We start from the raw sequence: 16,170 nt of genomic DNA, 5'->3' as shown, positions 1-16,170 counted from the left end.
ATTTAACAAAGGTTTCGACTAAAAATAAAAAAGGGCTCCGAAGAGCCCAAATATTACTGGAGGTTCACTTACTTATTATGCGGTTGTTGAAGTTTTTCCATAACCTGATCCAAACTAAAGCTTGCCGCTTTTTGACGAGGTGGGAATTCTTCAAATGTCGCTAGGTATTTCCCCACATACGCTTGTGCTGGAACAAACATATACGCATGGTCTAACAGCCAATCGTAATAAGTATTCGATGTTACATCAGCAACTTCGTATGGATCCATACGTAAGTTAAACAGTTTAGGCACACGTAATGTGACAAACGGTTCAGCCCAAATTTGCAACGTACCTTTCACTCGTTGCTCCATGAATACCGCTTTCCACTTGTTATAACGCAGAGCTGCTAGATCGCCATCATCGGTAAAGTAGAAGATCTCTTCACGACGGCCTTTCTCTTCTTTACCCGTTAGATAAGGTAGGAAGTTGTAGCCATCAAGATGGTTTTTGAAACTCTTGTTGCCAAGTTTTGTTCCTTTTTTCAACTCTTCTTTAATATTGTCGTTACCACCAATCGCTGCAAATGTTGGTAGCCAATCCATGTGGTGCATTATTTCATTAGAAACCACACCCGGTTCAATTTTACCCGGCCAGCGAACCATGGCAGGAACACGGTATGCCCCTTCCCAGTTGGTATTTTTCTCACTACGGAATGGGGTTGTACCCGCATCAGGCCACGAGTTCATGTGTGGACCATTATCGGTAGAATAAAATACGATGGTATTATCTTTAATGCCCAGATTATCAACGGCTTTTAGAATTTCACCTACGTGATTATCGTGTTCAACCATGCCATCAGCGTAATTACTGATACCAGTTGAACCTTGAAGCTCTGGTTTTACGTGAGTTCTAAAGTGCATTCGAGTTGCGTTCCACCATACAAAGAATGGTTTCTTCGCTTTAACTGCTCGTCCCATAAAATCAATCGCAGCGGCCATAGTTTCATCATCAACCGTTTCCATACGCTTACGCGTGAGAGGACCGGTATCTTCAATCTTGCCATCAGCATAAGATTTAATAACCCCACGAGGACCAAATTTCTTACGGAATTCAGGATCTTTAGGGTAATCAATATTCTCAGGTTCTTCTTCAGCGTTTAGATGGTAAAGGTTGCCAAAAAACTCATCAAATCCGTGCGCTGTCGGTAAAAATTCATCTTTATCACCAAGGTGGTTTTTACCAAATTGCCCAGTCATATACCCCATTGGTTTTAGCACTTCAGCAATGGTGGCGTCTTCTGCTTGCAGACCAATATCTGCACCAGGTAAACCAACTTTACTCAAACCTGTGCGTAAAACACTTTGCCCAGTAATGAAAGTAGAACGTCCTGCAGTACATGATTGCTCACCATAGTAATCAGTAAACATCATCCCTTCTTTGGCGATACTATCGATATTCGGTGTTTTATACCCCATCAGACCAAAAGTATAAGCACTGATATTTGATTGGCCTATATCATCCCCCCAAATAACCAAAATATTTGGCTTCTCAGCAGCAAGAGTGTACCCAGAAGCACCCATTAATACGGCTCCAAGAATACTTAATCGGCGTTTTGTTCCCTTTTTCACTTCCATATAAACTCCTGTTTCCTTTTAATAAAAGAGCATCGATTAATGTATAGTTCACAAAGTAAACACTTTCAATAAAATAATAAACATTTTATTTACAATACTAATTATAACTTTCAGATATGAGCAACATAACCAGTTCCAATACAGCGTTATTTCCGTTTTTACAGGATGATAAGGGTTTCTTTCAAATATTCTTCTAATCGAAAACCACAGATATATAGATACATTCTTTTAGGAAAAATTCATGAATAAAATACTAAAGAAAACTGCTATTGCTACTGGAATAGTCATTTCAGGAATGCATGTTGCCTATGCAGCAGCGCAACCTAATATTCTCGTTATTTTTGGAGATGACGTTGGTTACGGAAATATCTCAGCTTACAACCAAGGTATGCTTGGCTATCAAACGCCGAATATTGATAGTATTGCAAACGATGGCGCTCTCTTTACCTCTTATTATGGTCAGCAGTCTTGTACGGCTGGGCGATCTGCATTCATTACTGGACAAATGCCGATCCGAACAGGGTTAACTAAAGTCGGTATGCCTGGTGCAAAACAAGGTCTACAAGCAGAAGATATTACCCTTGCTCAAACCTTAAAAGATTTAGGTTATTCCACAGGGCAATTTGGTAAAAATCATCTTGGTGACAATGATGATATGTTGCCAACCAACCACGGTTTTGACGAATTTTTCGGTAATCTTTATCACTTAAATGCAGAAGAAGAACCAGAAAATCCTGATTATCCAAAAGATCCAAACTTCCGTAAAGACTTTGGTCCTCGTGGCGTTATTCACTCATACGCTGACGGGAAAATTGAAGACACAGGCCCTCTAACACGTAAGCGCATGGAAACCGTTGATGAAGAAACATTAGATGCCGCAGTCAACTTCATGACGAAAGCAGTAAAAGCCGATAAGCCATTTTTCACATGGTATAACACCACACGAATGCACGCACGAACACACATAAAAGCCGAAAACTCAGGAAAAACAGGCCTTGGTGATTACGCAGATGGCATGGTTGAGCATGACAATATCATCGGTAAATTATTAGATAAGGTCGATGATCTTGGTATCAATGATAACACTATAATTATTTATACCACCGACAATGGTCCAATGAATGCCACTTGGCCTGATGCCGCTTTCAGCCCATTCCGAGGAGAAAAAAACACTGGCTGGGAAGGCGGATTCCGAGTTCCAGCTGTTGTGAAGTGGCCTGGACATATAAAACCCGGCACAAAACTTAACGGAATGTTTGCAGGTGAAGATTGGCTACCTACCCTAGCTGCTATCGCAGGTAATAAAGAGATTAAGAAAGAATTATTAACAGGCTACAAAGCCGATAATGGTGTGACTTACAAAAATCACCTAGACGGTTATAACCAAGTCAATTACCTAACAGGAAAATCAAAAGAAAGTGCACGTAAAGAGTTCTTCTATTGGTCGGATGATGGTGATCTACTTGCAATGCGTGATGGTCGCTGGAAGCTACACTTTAAAATACAAGAGCACCAAGGTTGGGAAGTATGGACTCGTGAACTTACTACGTTACGTATGCCAATGATTTTCGATCTACAAGTTGACCCATATGAAAAAGCAGATCAAGGGTTTGGTTATGATGAATGGGCATTTGATCATGTGTTCTTATTTGTTCCTGCGCAGGCTAAAGTTGCCAAAATGCTTCAGAGCTTCAAAGAGTTCCCTCCACGTCAAGAAATCCCTAGTTTCTCAGTTGATAAAGTAATGAATCAAATGATGAATATGGAAAAAATATCCAACGCGGGTAAATAAGTAACACCTAAATAAACAGAGCTCATTCTGGGCTCTGTTTATGATTGAATTAGCTTTAAAGGTAAAAAATGACAAATCTAAATCACTTCACATTCGATGAATTTAGCGAAAAACTGTGGGAATTATTTAATGGGCAAGCATTAATCCCCAATTTCTCCTCTACGCTTGATACTGCAAACTTTACCTTTCAATATCTAGAACGAGATAACGTTAATTTTTATTTATTCGAAAGTCCAGATCCAATCATTTTATTTAGTTTTCACTTACCATTATCACCCCATTCAAAAACGTTATTACTATTAGATGTTAATAGCGGTGGTTTGCGCTTGAATGGCATTGAGTGTAAAAATAATCAATTCGCTTTAATCTCAGAGCAAAGCCAATTACCTTTTTGTTTTCAGATCCCTGCCAATTCACCAATTTTAGTGTGTGATATAAAAAGCAACAACAAAAAATTCAACCAACTTTGTCATAGCATGGTACCAGTAAGTATCGATGTAAATTATGCTCAAGAATTAAGAGAAATCACCCAAAAAGCGGCTAAATCCTTTCCTGATAATACCGTAAACATTGGTGCTATATTACTCATTCGGATTGTAGAATTACTCGCATTTCACCCGACCCCTATGCGCCAAGAAGCGCCAACTGGTAGAAGTAAGTTATCAAGAAAAGATTTTATTCCAAAATGCATTAATTTTATGATGGAAATGTCTTCCACCGAGGCGATCAAACTTCTCTCCAAGCAGCAGAATATATCTGAAAAAACCATTCGAAATGCATTTAAATACATCACTGGTTTTACCCCAAAAGAGTTCGAACAAATCAGTAAACTGTTTGCCTTTCGCCGAGCGTTAAAGCGACCTGAAATTGTAACGGTATTCGAAGCTGCCATCGTCAGTGATGTTTACCGATGGTCTCGTTATGCCAGCAGATACTCTACCATTTTTAAGGAGTTACCAATTGAAACTCTTTGATAAAGCTCTCATTTCACCTGAAACCAAAACGCTGCCAATTAGCATGTAAAATTAATTAGAATCAAATAGTTACAATTAAAAATAACTTTTGGTTATAACGCCTATAAAGCGACGATTTATTATTTCTCATTTAGAGTGCAGATAATTAATCGTAACTAATTTGGAGTTCTTTATGGGTCATCATTTAAGTAAGATCGCTGTTGGTGTCGGCTTACTTGCCACATCAGGTGCAGCAGTCGCAGCTTCTCAACCTAACATTCTTGCTATTTTTGGGGATGATGTTGGGTATTGGAACATCAGTGCTTATAACCAAGGCATGATGGGTTATCAAACCCCAAATATTGACCGTATCGCAAACGAAGGCGCACTTTTTACTGACCACTATGGACAACAATCTTGTACAGCAGGGCGTGCCGCTTTCATTACAGGTCAAGAACCTTTCCGTACGGGCTTATTAACTATTGGTATGCCAGGCTCTGATCACGGTATTCCTGATTGGGCTCCAACTATCGCGGATCTTCTTAAAGAACAAGGTTACATGACTGCTCAATTTGGTAAAAACCACCTTGGTGATCAAGATAAACACCTACCAACCAATCATGGTTTTGATGAGTTTTTCGGTAATCTTTACCACTTAAATGCGGAAGAAGAGCCAGAAACATACTACTACCCTAAAGATCCTGAATTCCGTAAAACTTATGGTCCACGTGGTGTAATTAAGTCATACGCAGACGGTAAGATTGAAGATACAGGCCCAATGACCCGTAAGCGTATGGAACATGCTGATGAAGAGTTCTTAGATTCATCACTCGCTTTCATGGAAAAAGCCGTTAAAGCAGATAAACCATTCTTCATTTGGCACAACACCACTCGTATGCACGTTTGGACTCGTCTGCAGGAGAAATACCAAGGTGCATCAGGCATTAGTATCTATGCCGACGGTATGCTTGAGCACGATGACCAAGTTGGTATTTTACTCGATAAACTCGACGATTTAGGTGTAGCTGATAACACCATCGTTATTTACTCAACAGATAACGGCGCAGAAACAGCAACATGGCCTGATGGTGGTGCAACACCATTCTACGGAGAAAAAGGCACAACATGGGAAGGTGGAATGCGTGTTCCTCAACTTGTTCGTTGGCCTGGTACTATCAAGCCTGGAACTAAAATCAATGAGATGATGGCGCACCAAGATTGGCTGCCAACGCTACTTGATGCTGCTGGTGTTCCAAACGTAAAAGAGAAATTAGCTAAAGGCTACAAAGCAAATGGTAAAGAGTTCAAAGTTCATATCGATGGTTATGATTTCAAACCACTGTTTGAAGGAAAAGTAGATAAAGGACCTCGTGAATCATTACTGTACTTCACTGCAAATGGTGAGCTAAATGCGGTTCGTTGGAAAGATTGGAAACTTAACTTTGCTGTAATGGAAGGTAATATTTCAAATGCCGTTCGTCTAGAACCAAACTGGCCCCAAATTATCCACTTACGTGCTGACCCATTTGAAAAAGCACCGCATGAATCAGGCATGTACTTACGCTGGATGGCTGATAACATGTGGTTATTTGTACCAATGCAAGACGTACTAGGAGAGTTCTTTAGCACGCTACCTAACTACCCAATGCAATCAGGTCAGTTAATGAACCCTGCTGCAATCAGTTCTCAGTCACTTCAACTGCAAGGGAAGATGCAACAGCTAGATAAATTACAACAACAAATGAACAGCTTAAACGTTAAGTAGTTCATTAAACCGCGACAATCTAGCCCTCAATGGTCAAACGTTGAGGGCTTTTTATTATAAATAATTTACAACTATTATTGACCCGTCTACAGGTAACGGGTTCAAAATACTCTCTTAATCAAACGTTCACGTTTAATATAGTGAGATATTCATGCTTATCAAAAAGTTATTCGCATTCCAATCTACGGTCCCTGCGCCCTTGAAAGGCATATCTCTTGCCTTAATTTCTACCGCCCTCTTTGTTTTATCTGGCATGTTAGTTCGTCTACTTAGCGCGACTATAGACACCTTCGAAATCCTCTTATTTAGGCAGATAGTCTTCATCATTGTTCTCTTGCCTGCAATCAAGAAAAACATCGAGGTATTACGGAAACCTAAAAAAATAAAACTGCACACATTAAGAATATTCAGTGCCTTTGTTTCTCTATATTTTGGCTTTGTTACTGTAAGTAATTTACCTTTTGCTGATGCTCAGGCGTTAGGTTTTTTACAAGTCCTATTTGTTGCACTAATCTCTAGAACCTTTTTATCAGAAAGGATGACCCCTTCTAGAGTATTAACTATTTTAATAGGATTTGTTGGCGTAATGCTGATCGTACAGCCTGAGCTTGATAATATTGCATCACCCTTTATTCTAACGGGTGCAATCAGTGCATTAGGAGCAGCTATTGCTGTCGTTTGTGTTCGCAAAGTAGCAACAACGGAACCTAAAATCACCTTATTAGCTTATCAAGCTCTCTTTGTCGGTTTCATAACTCTAGCCCCTGCTATTTACAATTGGAAATGGCCAACATGGTCCGAACTAAATTTACTCATACTTGTAGGTCTTTTATCATCAGTAGGTCAATGGATTGGGGTTACCGCGTACAAATTTACTGAAGCTAACATCGTTGCAAATGTGCAATATGTGAGTATTCTTTACTCATTAGTTTTAGGCTTTTTTATCTTTGCTGAAATACCCAATGATCTCGCTATTATTGGCGCGATCGTTTTACTCTCAAGCGCGCTTATTCCCCTGCTTTATACTCATATAAAAGCAACGGCAACGAATTAAAAATAAAGGGAAAATAATGCTGACAATTACCGAATTTGCTCGTCAATACAATGTCTCTCGTACCACGATTTTGTATTACGAACGAGCAGGCTTGCTTGCTCCTGCCACTCGTACTGAAAATGGCTATAGAACCTACGGGAAAAAAGAATGTGTACGATTAAAGAGTATTCTTTCTTATCGTTCTTTTGGTGTTCCTGTTAGCGAAATTGCCCCTATACTTGAAAGCGAAAGTGAGCCAGAACAAGAGCAGGTACTTCGAAAACAGTTCAACGCACTAGAAGATGAAATTAAGCAATTAAGAAAGCAGCAAAAAGCCATTGTTACTGTATTAAATCAAGACACCAAAATGACTCCTGATATTTTATCAAAAGAGCGTTGGACAGAATTAATGAAAACTTCAGGATTAAGTGATGAAGATATGGTGAATTGGCATATTCAATTTGAGAAACTAGAACCAGAAGCACATCAAATTTTTCTAGAGTCGTTAGGGATAGAAGAAAAAGAAATAGTGGTATTACGTAAACGCTTTAATTCTTAACCTATTGTTTATATAGATACTATCGACGTTGGCACGTAGTACAACCCCGACAGGCAGAGCGCGAATGTTTACTTAAATAACTCCGCTGCACCTTGCAGTACGCGTTTTTAAGCGCACGACGAGCAGAGAACCAATCATCCGGCTTTGTTAGTAACAAATACCCATTAAAGCGTTTCATTAATTGTAAGCGATTCTCATCGATAAAACGGCTATCAAAACCAATATCAAAATGGTCTAATGCTTGCTCTATCTTAGTAAAACTCGCTATTGTTTTTTGAATCTCTTCTTGGCTCATTATTTACCTGTGACGTTTTATTTTCGCTAGTGTAAAGTAAATGGATATTCAATTATTGATGTAACACGTCTATTCCATTATTTATATTAATAAACGACCAAAAAAATGCCCTCAATATTTTGGGTATTAAGGGCACTGCTTATTATTTTAGTTTAAACACGATATTCAGTGCTTAAAAGTATTCATTTCTGTTGCACTTGTTGCGGTTAAATCGCCCGCTGGATTCAACAAATGCGGTAAGATCTTAGGTAAATTTAAGACAATATCTTTATCTTCAACCGAATAAATCACCTCATTATACCAACCCAATAACCCCATTGACGCGTAACCAATAGCATCGTTATCTTCACGGTGTTCAATGATGATTTGTAGAAAACGTAAGATTGCTTTATCGTTTGATCCTGCTTGCTCACGAGTTGTGTGAAAAATCTTAGTCGCTTCAACTACTAACCCTGCGTATTCAGTTTCAACTGAAACCTTAAAAGAGCCACCATCAACAGATATTTTCATAATATTTAGCCAATTAAATTATTCTAATTAGGCCGAATAATAACGAAAAATGGGTTCTTTGTCGTTACTACTTCTTCAAACCAGTTGATCTAAGTAAAGAAAAATAGTGCCGTGATTATTTTTTAATCTGACATCAGCTCTAGTTTATAGCATATGCCAAAAATAGTTATTGGCATATGCTATAAATACTCTTATACTAACTCTGTATTTAATGGAGAGCATTCATGGCTAGACCTAAAAAATGCCGCAGGATCTGTGGCAGAGCGCCCTACAGTTGCTTTAAGCCAAATGGTATACCAACAACTGAGTTACCTCAAATTGAGTTACTTGCAGAGGAATTAGAGGCATTACGCCTAGCCGATTTTGAAGGGCTCAGCCAACAAGAAGGAGCAGATCAAATGATGATCTCTCGTCAAACCTTTGGGAATATTGTTAAACAAGCAAGATACAAAGTAACGAGTTGCTTAGTACAAGGAAAAGCCTTAATGCTCCAAACGGAGACAGAAGAATGATATTTGCAATTCCCTATCAAAATGAACGCATTGCAGGGCACTTTTCAAAAGCGGAGGCGTTTATTTTTACTGATAAAATAAACTCTATAGCAAGAAGTAACCCAGCATTAAATAATAATAGTTGTAATGGTAAGAAATCTATACTTACGCTACTACAAGAACAGCAAACCGACGTTGTCTTAATTCGAAATATTGGACAGAAAATATTAGCAAAACTACTTAATGCTAATATTCGTGTTTTTCGCACGTCAGGTCGCATGTCACTAGATACCCTGCAGCTTTCTGAACTAACAGAATTAACCGATCCTTCACAAGGTCGCCCATGTAAAAATAATAAACAAAACTGCTGTAAAAAAACGGCAACTATAAAGCCAACAGTGCTAAAACCATTACAAAAATTTAATGGGCAATTTACAGTACTTGGAGTAAAACAATGAATACCCTATTCATTACTTTTGGCGTTTTTATGCTTGTTATTTTACTAATGGCATTAGGCGTTATCTTTGGACGAAAAGAAATTCAAGGTAGCTGTGGCGGGTTAAATAATGTTGGAGTTAATAAAGTATGCAACTGTGAAACAACTTGCGATGAACACAAGTTTTATCAAATTTCAGAGCCTACAGATAAATAAATTAAAGCTTATCACTTCCAATTAGTACAATTAAAAATAAGCAGTGGCGGTTAACTATCTTCACTGCTTATTTAATATAAAACGTTTAAATATGATTACTTATATTTATTATTCTACTGACGGTTTTGCTTCTTCTTTTTTATCACACAAGTATGCATTACCAAACATAGTAACTGAGCTTGAAAAATTAAGAGGTTGAAACAAATATAATGTATCAGCACCTAATGCCGCAGTTTTAATACGCATTTGATTTAACGCTCCCCAAACCATATCTTTATCTGCATGAAGCCAGTAATCATAAAAATGGCCTTCTGAGCCAAATACGATACCCATGCGTTTACACTCTTTCACTGCATCAACTTCATCCCAAATCACGTCTACTTTTTTTGATTCTTGAGTTGGAAAAGTTACACAGCCTGTTAATAACATAGTCGATGCTAGTACTACACTAGCTATTAGCGTTTTCATTAAATAATCACTAACCAAATAAATGTTGCGCGATTTTAGTGAAAAAAACGCCACTGGCAAGTGAAAAATGAATAGGAGTGTAATTTAATAAGAGACAGTCAGTAATATGCCGATAAAACATAACACTGACTCTTATTTTCAATTAATACATCTGTTAAATAACATTTTCTGATTTATAAAGTATCATTCACTAGGATTCGCGCTATACCAAGCATCTAGTAAATCTTTTCCATAAATTATTTCTATATTCATATGCATAACCAAAAGAAAAGCAGCCAATAAAAAACAAGTTATATTAAACCAAAAAGTCACCTTCTTTCGAGCCACCTCATAACATGCAATATTAATAACAACTAACGCAAAAGGGTAAATAATCAATAATAAAAATAACCATCCAAGATAACCTGATATTGCCATATCTGTCATAATACACCTCATTACCTTAATCATAAATGACATTTTATTGAATCAACATCATCACATATTTTTATTAGCAATGTTTATACTATATGAATTAATTCTATTTTTTGTATTGTCTTTCGCAACTCTAACAATATCTCTCTAGTTTTTTATTTAATACTAAAGTAACATTTACTTATATTAAAGACCTAGCTCATAAATTATGAATAAAATAAATAGTATCGATAACTAGATATATATTATCGACACTATTTTTATATGATAGCTATCGCCACTTATCGGCTTCTGCTCTTGCATTTGCATTACGGGCGGCTGCTGCAACTTCTTTATCTACAATTGTCTGTCCAATAGGAGCTATCGAAATCGCCGCAAGTTTCAAGTGCTGAATCGCAAATGGAATACCAATGATAGTAACAAAACACGCAATTGCTGATATGACATGTCCGATTGCCAACCAGAAGCCCGCAAAAATAAACCAAAGAACATTACCTATAAAACCAAGGCTACCCGTCCCAATGTCTTCATTTAACGTCAATTCATCACGCGCAATCGCTTCTTTTCCAAAAGGAAAAAATGAAAAACCAGCAATAACAAAACACGCTCTTCCCCATGGGATACCAATAATACTAATGAAAGCAAGAATGCCAAAGAAGCACCAAGCCAACCCCATGAATACACCACCAAAAAGGAACCAAATTAAATTACCAATTGCGCTCATTTTCTTTCCTTAACTTAAATACGATTATTTATACCAATGTAACTAATCAATGCCGTAATTAATCATCAGCACCACATTTTGCACATTCATCATAGGTTCTTTCCCCTTCATTAATCACTATATATTGAGTGACACACTTTTCACACAAAGCGAGAATGGGATAGGCTTCTTTTCTTTTTTTTGAAGCGGTATTACCTTCGGTTGTATAAAACTTTCTCATCGAGATACCCTATATTTTTCAAATTTACTTTGAATCTAGATTCAATATATTGTTTATTTAAAAATAGTTTTCGCTTTTAAGATATCCTCTTCACTGATACCTTCCTGTAAAGAAGGATTACTTGGGTAGTTCTTACCATCAAATATCATGAGTACATTCCCTTTCCCTTTGGACCAAACAATTAAATCATTCCATCCATTATTTTTTGTCTTAGTAACACTTATTGGCCTACCAGTGACTGTACTTTTAGAAATAAGAGTAAAGTCTGCTCCCGTATTTTGGAAAACCAACATTGAGCAACCACCAGAACCGCACCAGTTCATGCCTTTTAACATAACAACCGCATCTTCAAGTCCATCACTATTTAAATCGGTATAAGCCACATCAAAATCTGGTGCGTTATGTTCAAGCGCAACTGAAACCGCTTGATGTATGTCTGGCCTTAACTGCGGTTGCTCACTGCAACCAAACAAGAACAATGAAAAAGGTATCCACAACAATTTCATACAAGCCTCTCCCTAATAATCTTAGTTATATCTGTCTAAATTCACCTTTCAATAGTACCATTAAAACAAAAACACTCGACAAGGTTAAGTGTCGAGTGCTTTTCATTTTAATTTAATAGGTTACGTCATGTTTACCAGTTGTCTGGGTATTTTCTTTTATTCTTTTTACCAGTACCTTCTGGTTTTGCTACCGGTTTAATTGCTTCTAATAAAGCATCTGTGATCTCTTCATCTACCTCAAAGCCTGAAATTTGCTCACGCTCAAGTCGGATTTTATTTTTCTTTTCGATAATTTTGAAGTGATGGTAATCTTCATAATCAATAAGAGATAACGCTAGACCTACCTCACCCGCACGGCCACTTCGACCAATACGATGCATGTAATCTGATGGGCTTCTTGGTAAATCAAAGTTGATAACAACAGGTAGCTTTTCAATATCTAAACCACGCGCTGCAATATCTGTTGCGATTAATACTTCAATCTCACCCGCTTTAAATGCTTCAAGAACACGGCTACGAGCACCCTGCCCTTTATCACCATGGAATACTTCAGCAGTAATTCCACGCTTAGATAACTTATCAGCTAAGTGGTTACAGCTGTTTTTCGCATTCACGAAAATAAGCGCTTGTCGCCATTCATTCTGATTAATCAAATGAGCTAAAACTGCGGTTTTTTCACCCTTATTAACGGTAAATACGCGCTGTACTAGTGTACTTGCGTCTGCACTCTGTAATTGAATTTCAACAGGATTATTCAATAATTCTTGAGTTAATACTTGTACTTCTTCAGGGAACGTTGCTGAGAACAACAATGTTTGTTTGTTCTTTGGTACCAGTGCTAATAGCTCATTAAGCTCATCAGTAAAACCAAGACTTAACATTCTATCGGCTTCATCAAGTACTAAGGTTTTTACTTTATCAAGCTTAATCGCGTTGCTTGAAATCAAATCCAATAATCGACCTGGCGTTGCCACCAAAATATCGGCACCACCACGTAGGGAAAGCATTTGAGTATTAGCAGATACACCACCAAAAACAGAAACTGTTTTAATTGCGCCGTTAAAATGTACTGCATAAGATTTAATGCTATCAGCAACTTGTTTAGCAAGCTCACGAGTCGGAACTAATACTAACCCTGTAACGTAGTTGCCTTTAGAGTTTTGTGTTTTGCCTGATTGCTGAAGTTCAGCGATTTGCTGCAACATTGGTAATGCAAATGTTGCTGTTTTACCTGAGCCAGTATTTGCCCCTGCAATTAAGTCACGTCCAGTTAATACACTTGGGATAGCTTGCGCTTGAATAGGCGTTGGCTGTTGGTATTCCAACTCAGTTAATCGTGCTAACAAAGGAGAAATAAGGCCAAGTTCAGTAAAGTTGGCTGGAGTTGTGATAGTGCTCATTAATATAAAGGGCTCAAAGCTAAGATAATAGCCGACTATTTTAACTTATTTTTGCTTTCTAAAGTGAATTAAATCAGCAATACAAAGCTCTCTATCGATAAAAACCATACTCTGAATACAACAACGCCCCATCTAATACGGGGCGCTTTCATAATCAAGCAATAAATAAGATCTACAGTAACTGTCTCAGTTTATGTTCAACTATAGGATCATTTGGTACTAATTGTTGAGCCATTTCCAACAATTTGATCGCATCTTTTGGGTGTTCATCTTGATGTCTAATTGCGATATCAATTAGCGGCTGTACATCAATTTGTGCTTGATGCTCTTGCACATGCTCTTCTTTCTCATCAATCAGAATATTATGAGCTTTACTTAAAAGACCCAAACGATGTTCTGAACTTGAATTCACTTTGCTGAGACGTTTGTAATAATCTTCTTTAAAGCGCAATGTTCTCGTTTGCTGGCGGAACTGAGCAATATCAATCTGTTGATTACGAATGAAATCGACGGCAACTTGTTTATAAAAGCCAAATTTATTTAAGTACGTTGCGTGAGTTCCGTGGCCCATTCCAAATACTCGTAAGTGAGTCAGTTCTGGGTAACGTTTAGCGTGTAAACGATCTATGCGATTGGTCGGGTCATAAATGATGTACCCCTTCGCTTTACCTAAATCAAGATCGTGGTAATCACCTTCCCAATCAAACTGCTGTGCAATTTCGGTACTAGAGCGATCATCCCAAGGAGCCGTTTTTTGGTTTTTAGTACTTACAGGGTGAAACAGCAATACTTGGTCAAGTTGCAATAAATTTGCAAAAGCACCGACAGCGAAACCACCACGACTCAGGCCATAGCCCAAACGATAAGTAAAAGGTTCAAGCAAGGTAGCTAATTGTTCTAAAAAGAAAATTAAATTGCGGCTACGAAACCAATTACTTTTTCCTAAGTGTTGGAAAGAGATAACATTCACTTGCTGCTTTTGCGCTAAATGGTAACCCCAAGGTGCAAAATCTTCATGCAGATCTTGCTCTTGTACGTTAGTACCAGCAGGAGAAAAAGTGAATAATAGCGGCTTGTTCACATCAACAAAGTTATATTTAACATACACATTATCTAGTAGGTCTCCACCAGACATTGGCAGTTGTGCTTGTTGCTCTGAACGTGAGTTGGTTAACCACTCATCTAACCAATATAGTAATTTCATTTAATCTTCCATCAAAAACAGGCGCGAGATTGTATCAAAGATGGCCGTTAAACGAAAATATTAGTTTGAACACTAATAATTACAGTTGGAATGATTTCGGTACAGAAATGCCAAGTTATAGACACAACTTGGCATTCTGTTTGGTTTTCTTTTTATAACGCAGTAGATCTAGACAGCTATGAACCAGTGGTATGAGTCCATCATTGCTATCAATTCTTACTGTTTTTCCAATATAAATACAGACCAGAAATATCTGCTGAGCAGAGTAAACTCATTGCTCCTTTGATTTGCTCATCGCTCCACTGCCACCACTTCATTTCTAGCAGTTGTGATATTTCATTCTCGGTAAAACGATAGCGAATGTGTTTGGCAGGGTTTGAACCAACAATAGAATATGGTTCAACGTTTTTAGTCACCACTGCTCGACTTGCGATAATGGCACCATCACCAACAGTGATACCACTCATTATCATCGCTTCAGTGCCAATCCAAACATCGTTACCAATGACAGTATCACCTGAACGCTCAAAACCATCTTTAGCGTCACTGAAGTTTTCATTATCTTGATAAAAAAATGGAAACGTACTTGCCCAATTATTTTGATGCCCTTGGTTGCCTGCCATCATAAATACAGCACCAGACCCAATTGAACAATAACTGCCAATAATTAGCTTATCAATATCGGTTCTATCTGCCAGCAAGTAGCGCGCACAATCATCAAAGCTGTGATTATGGTAATAACCTGAATAGTAACAGTGCTCACCCACGATGATATTTGGATTCGTTACTTGTTCTTTTAATGATTTTCCAACAAACGGGCTTTCAAAATAATTGTTCACTACACATTCTCTATTTTAAACTTATAACCTTACTATCATAACATTTGATTCGTTTAAGTTAGCTTAATTTTCACGACCTCCTCTTTATGTATATATTTTTATTCCCACCCACCAAAATTTGACCAAGATCTCTTATTTAGTCTTTCATCAATTAGATTTCTGCGTTTGATCACACTTAGTTACATTCCTTGATGCAATGTGCCATTTCTTGCTCTAGATTCACCATCGAAACGTTTACGCAAACGTTTCGATGAGCATTAAACAAGCAGTATGTGTTCATTATTAATTAACTAAAGGTATTCTCATGAAGAAAAATACACTACTAAATGCTGAGTTATCGTATGTAATCGCCACTCTTGGCCATACTGATGAAATCACGATTTGTGATGCCGGCTTGCCTGTTCCAGAAGAATCACAACGAATCGATTTGGCATTAGTTCAGGGAATACCAACCTTTATTGATACCGTAAAAGCAACGCTTTCTGAAATGCAAATTGAAGGCGTAATTGTTGCTAAAGAATTCAAAACCGTTAGCCCACAATTACACGATGCGCTAATGAGCCTAATTCACCTTGAGGAAGAACTGCGTGGTAAGCCAATCACGGTTTCATATACTCCTCATGAAGAATTCAAAGTCCATACTCGTAACAGCAAAGCCATTGTTCGCACGGGCGAATGCACTCCTTACGCTAACGTGATTTTCCAATCTGGCGTTGTATTTTAAATAGG

At 37.8% G+C, this 16,170-nt stretch carries 20 protein-coding genes; 9 read left to right on the top strand and 11 right to left on the bottom strand.

Going from position 1 to position 16,170, the window contains the following annotated elements; translation table 11 throughout:
* Nucleotides 1–68: 68 nt before the first annotated feature.
* Entirely contained in the window at nt 69–1,616 is a 1,548-nt protein-coding gene (locus BTO23_RS04360; RefSeq protein WP_061002509.1) for an arylsulfatase, read from the bottom strand.
* 241 nt (nt 1,617–1,857) lie between these two features.
* Between BTO23_RS04360 and BTO23_RS04355 the strand changes: the two genes are divergently transcribed.
* The 5 genes from BTO23_RS04355 to BTO23_RS04335 all read left to right on the top strand — a co-directional run bounded on the left by BTO23_RS04355 (nt 1,858) and on the right by BTO23_RS04335 (nt 7,718).
* Nucleotides 1,858–3,408, top strand: a complete 1,551-nt coding sequence (locus BTO23_RS04355; RefSeq protein ID WP_065591250.1) for an arylsulfatase — start codon at nt 1,858–1,860, stop codon at nt 3,406–3,408.
* 68 nt (nt 3,409–3,476) lie between these two features.
* Entirely contained in the window at nt 3,477–4,382 is a 906-nt protein-coding gene (locus BTO23_RS04350; RefSeq protein ID WP_105063034.1) for an AraC family transcriptional regulator, read from the top strand.
* Nucleotides 4,383–4,554: 172 nt separating this feature from the next.
* Nucleotides 4,555–6,126, top strand: a complete 1,572-nt coding sequence (locus BTO23_RS04345) for an arylsulfatase (protein ID WP_061011390.1) — start codon at nt 4,555–4,557, stop codon at nt 6,124–6,126.
* A gap of 199 nt (nt 6,127–6,325) precedes the next feature.
* Nucleotides 6,326–7,180: a DMT family transporter gene (locus BTO23_RS04340; RefSeq protein ID WP_105063513.1), complete on the top strand. Its 855-nt coding sequence runs from the start codon at nt 6,326–6,328 to the stop codon at nt 7,178–7,180.
* Between the two features lie 16 nt (nt 7,181–7,196).
* Nucleotides 7,197–7,718, top strand: coding sequence for a MerR family transcriptional regulator (locus BTO23_RS04335; RefSeq protein WP_105063033.1), 522 nt, complete (start codon nt 7,197–7,199; stop codon nt 7,716–7,718).
* A gap of 19 nt (nt 7,719–7,737) precedes the next feature.
* Here BTO23_RS04335 and BTO23_RS04330 read toward each other — a convergent pair whose 3' ends face one another.
* Both BTO23_RS04330 and BTO23_RS04325 read right to left on the bottom strand, forming a co-directional pair.
* Nucleotides 7,738–8,013, bottom strand: coding sequence for a nitrogenase-stabilizing/protective protein NifW (locus BTO23_RS04330; RefSeq protein ID WP_060991133.1), 276 nt, complete (start codon nt 8,011–8,013; stop codon nt 7,738–7,740).
* Between the two features lie 165 nt (nt 8,014–8,178).
* A complete protein-coding gene (locus BTO23_RS04325) occupies nt 8,179–8,523 on the bottom strand; it encodes a hypothetical protein (RefSeq protein WP_060991134.1) in 345 nt (114 codons plus the stop codon).
* Between the two features lie 224 nt (nt 8,524–8,747).
* Between BTO23_RS04325 and BTO23_RS04320 the strand changes: the two genes are divergently transcribed.
* Genes BTO23_RS04320 through nqrM form a run of 3 tightly spaced genes read left to right on the top strand, consistent with a single transcriptional unit; the run spans nt 8,748 to nt 9,666 of the window.
* A complete protein-coding gene (locus BTO23_RS04320; RefSeq protein WP_061002517.1) occupies nt 8,748–9,035 on the top strand; it encodes a DUF134 domain-containing protein in 288 nt (95 codons plus the stop codon).
* The gene (locus tag BTO23_RS04315) at nt 9,032–9,472 is read left to right on the top strand and encodes a NifB/NifX family molybdenum-iron cluster-binding protein (RefSeq protein WP_061028735.1); all 441 of its coding nucleotides are present in this window, start codon (nt 9,032–9,034) and stop codon (nt 9,470–9,472) included. The genes BTO23_RS04320 and BTO23_RS04315 overlap by 4 nt, the downstream gene beginning before the upstream one ends.
* Nucleotides 9,469–9,666: a (Na+)-NQR maturation NqrM gene (gene nqrM, locus BTO23_RS04310; RefSeq protein ID WP_061011384.1), complete on the top strand. Its 198-nt coding sequence runs from the start codon at nt 9,469–9,471 to the stop codon at nt 9,664–9,666. The genes BTO23_RS04315 and nqrM overlap by 4 nt, the downstream gene beginning before the upstream one ends.
* A gap of 108 nt (nt 9,667–9,774) precedes the next feature.
* Here nqrM and BTO23_RS04305 read toward each other — a convergent pair whose 3' ends face one another.
* The 8 genes from BTO23_RS04305 to catB form a co-directional block, all read right to left on the bottom strand.
* A complete protein-coding gene (locus BTO23_RS04305) occupies nt 9,775–10,134 on the bottom strand; it encodes a DUF4156 domain-containing protein (protein WP_060991138.1) in 360 nt (119 codons plus the stop codon).
* A gap of 183 nt (nt 10,135–10,317) precedes the next feature.
* Nucleotides 10,318–10,560: a hypothetical protein gene (locus BTO23_RS04300; protein ID WP_060991139.1), complete on the bottom strand. Its 243-nt coding sequence runs from the start codon at nt 10,558–10,560 to the stop codon at nt 10,318–10,320.
* Nucleotides 10,561–10,819: 259 nt separating this feature from the next.
* Entirely contained in the window at nt 10,820–11,272 is a 453-nt protein-coding gene (locus tag BTO23_RS04295; RefSeq protein ID WP_060991140.1) for a YccF domain-containing protein, read from the bottom strand.
* A gap of 58 nt (nt 11,273–11,330) precedes the next feature.
* A complete protein-coding gene (locus BTO23_RS04290; protein ID WP_105063032.1) occupies nt 11,331–11,492 on the bottom strand; it encodes a hypothetical protein in 162 nt (53 codons plus the stop codon).
* 53 nt (nt 11,493–11,545) lie between these two features.
* Nucleotides 11,546–11,998 carry a hypothetical protein gene (locus tag BTO23_RS04285; RefSeq protein ID WP_060991141.1) on the bottom strand — a complete coding sequence of 151 codons (453 nt, stop codon included), beginning with the start codon at nt 11,996–11,998 and terminating at the stop codon, nt 11,546–11,548.
* A 131-nt stretch (nt 11,999–12,129) separates the two neighbouring features.
* Nucleotides 12,130–13,398 carry a DEAD/DEAH box helicase gene (locus BTO23_RS04280; RefSeq protein WP_061002525.1) on the bottom strand — a complete coding sequence of 423 codons (1,269 nt, stop codon included), beginning with the start codon at nt 13,396–13,398 and terminating at the stop codon, nt 12,130–12,132.
* Nucleotides 13,399–13,570: 172 nt separating this feature from the next.
* Nucleotides 13,571–14,602, bottom strand: coding sequence for a cytosolic protein (locus BTO23_RS04275; RefSeq protein ID WP_105063031.1), 1,032 nt, complete (start codon nt 14,600–14,602; stop codon nt 13,571–13,573).
* Between the two features lie 209 nt (nt 14,603–14,811).
* Nucleotides 14,812–15,441, bottom strand: coding sequence for a type B chloramphenicol O-acetyltransferase (catB, locus tag BTO23_RS04270; RefSeq protein ID WP_105063030.1), 630 nt, complete (start codon nt 15,439–15,441; stop codon nt 14,812–14,814).
* A gap of 304 nt (nt 15,442–15,745) precedes the next feature.
* On the opposite strand from catB, the gene rbsD reads away from it, so the two are divergent.
* A complete protein-coding gene (gene rbsD, locus BTO23_RS04265) occupies nt 15,746–16,165 on the top strand; it encodes a D-ribose pyranase (RefSeq protein WP_105063029.1) in 420 nt (139 codons plus the stop codon).
* The last annotated feature ends 5 nt before the right edge of the window (nt 16,166–16,170 follow it).

It is taken from the genome of Aliivibrio sifiae, assembly GCF_002954715.1.
Taxonomy (GTDB): Bacteria; Pseudomonadota; Gammaproteobacteria; order Enterobacterales; family Vibrionaceae; genus Aliivibrio; species Aliivibrio sifiae.
This window is presented reverse-complemented; position numbering and strand designations above follow the sequence as displayed.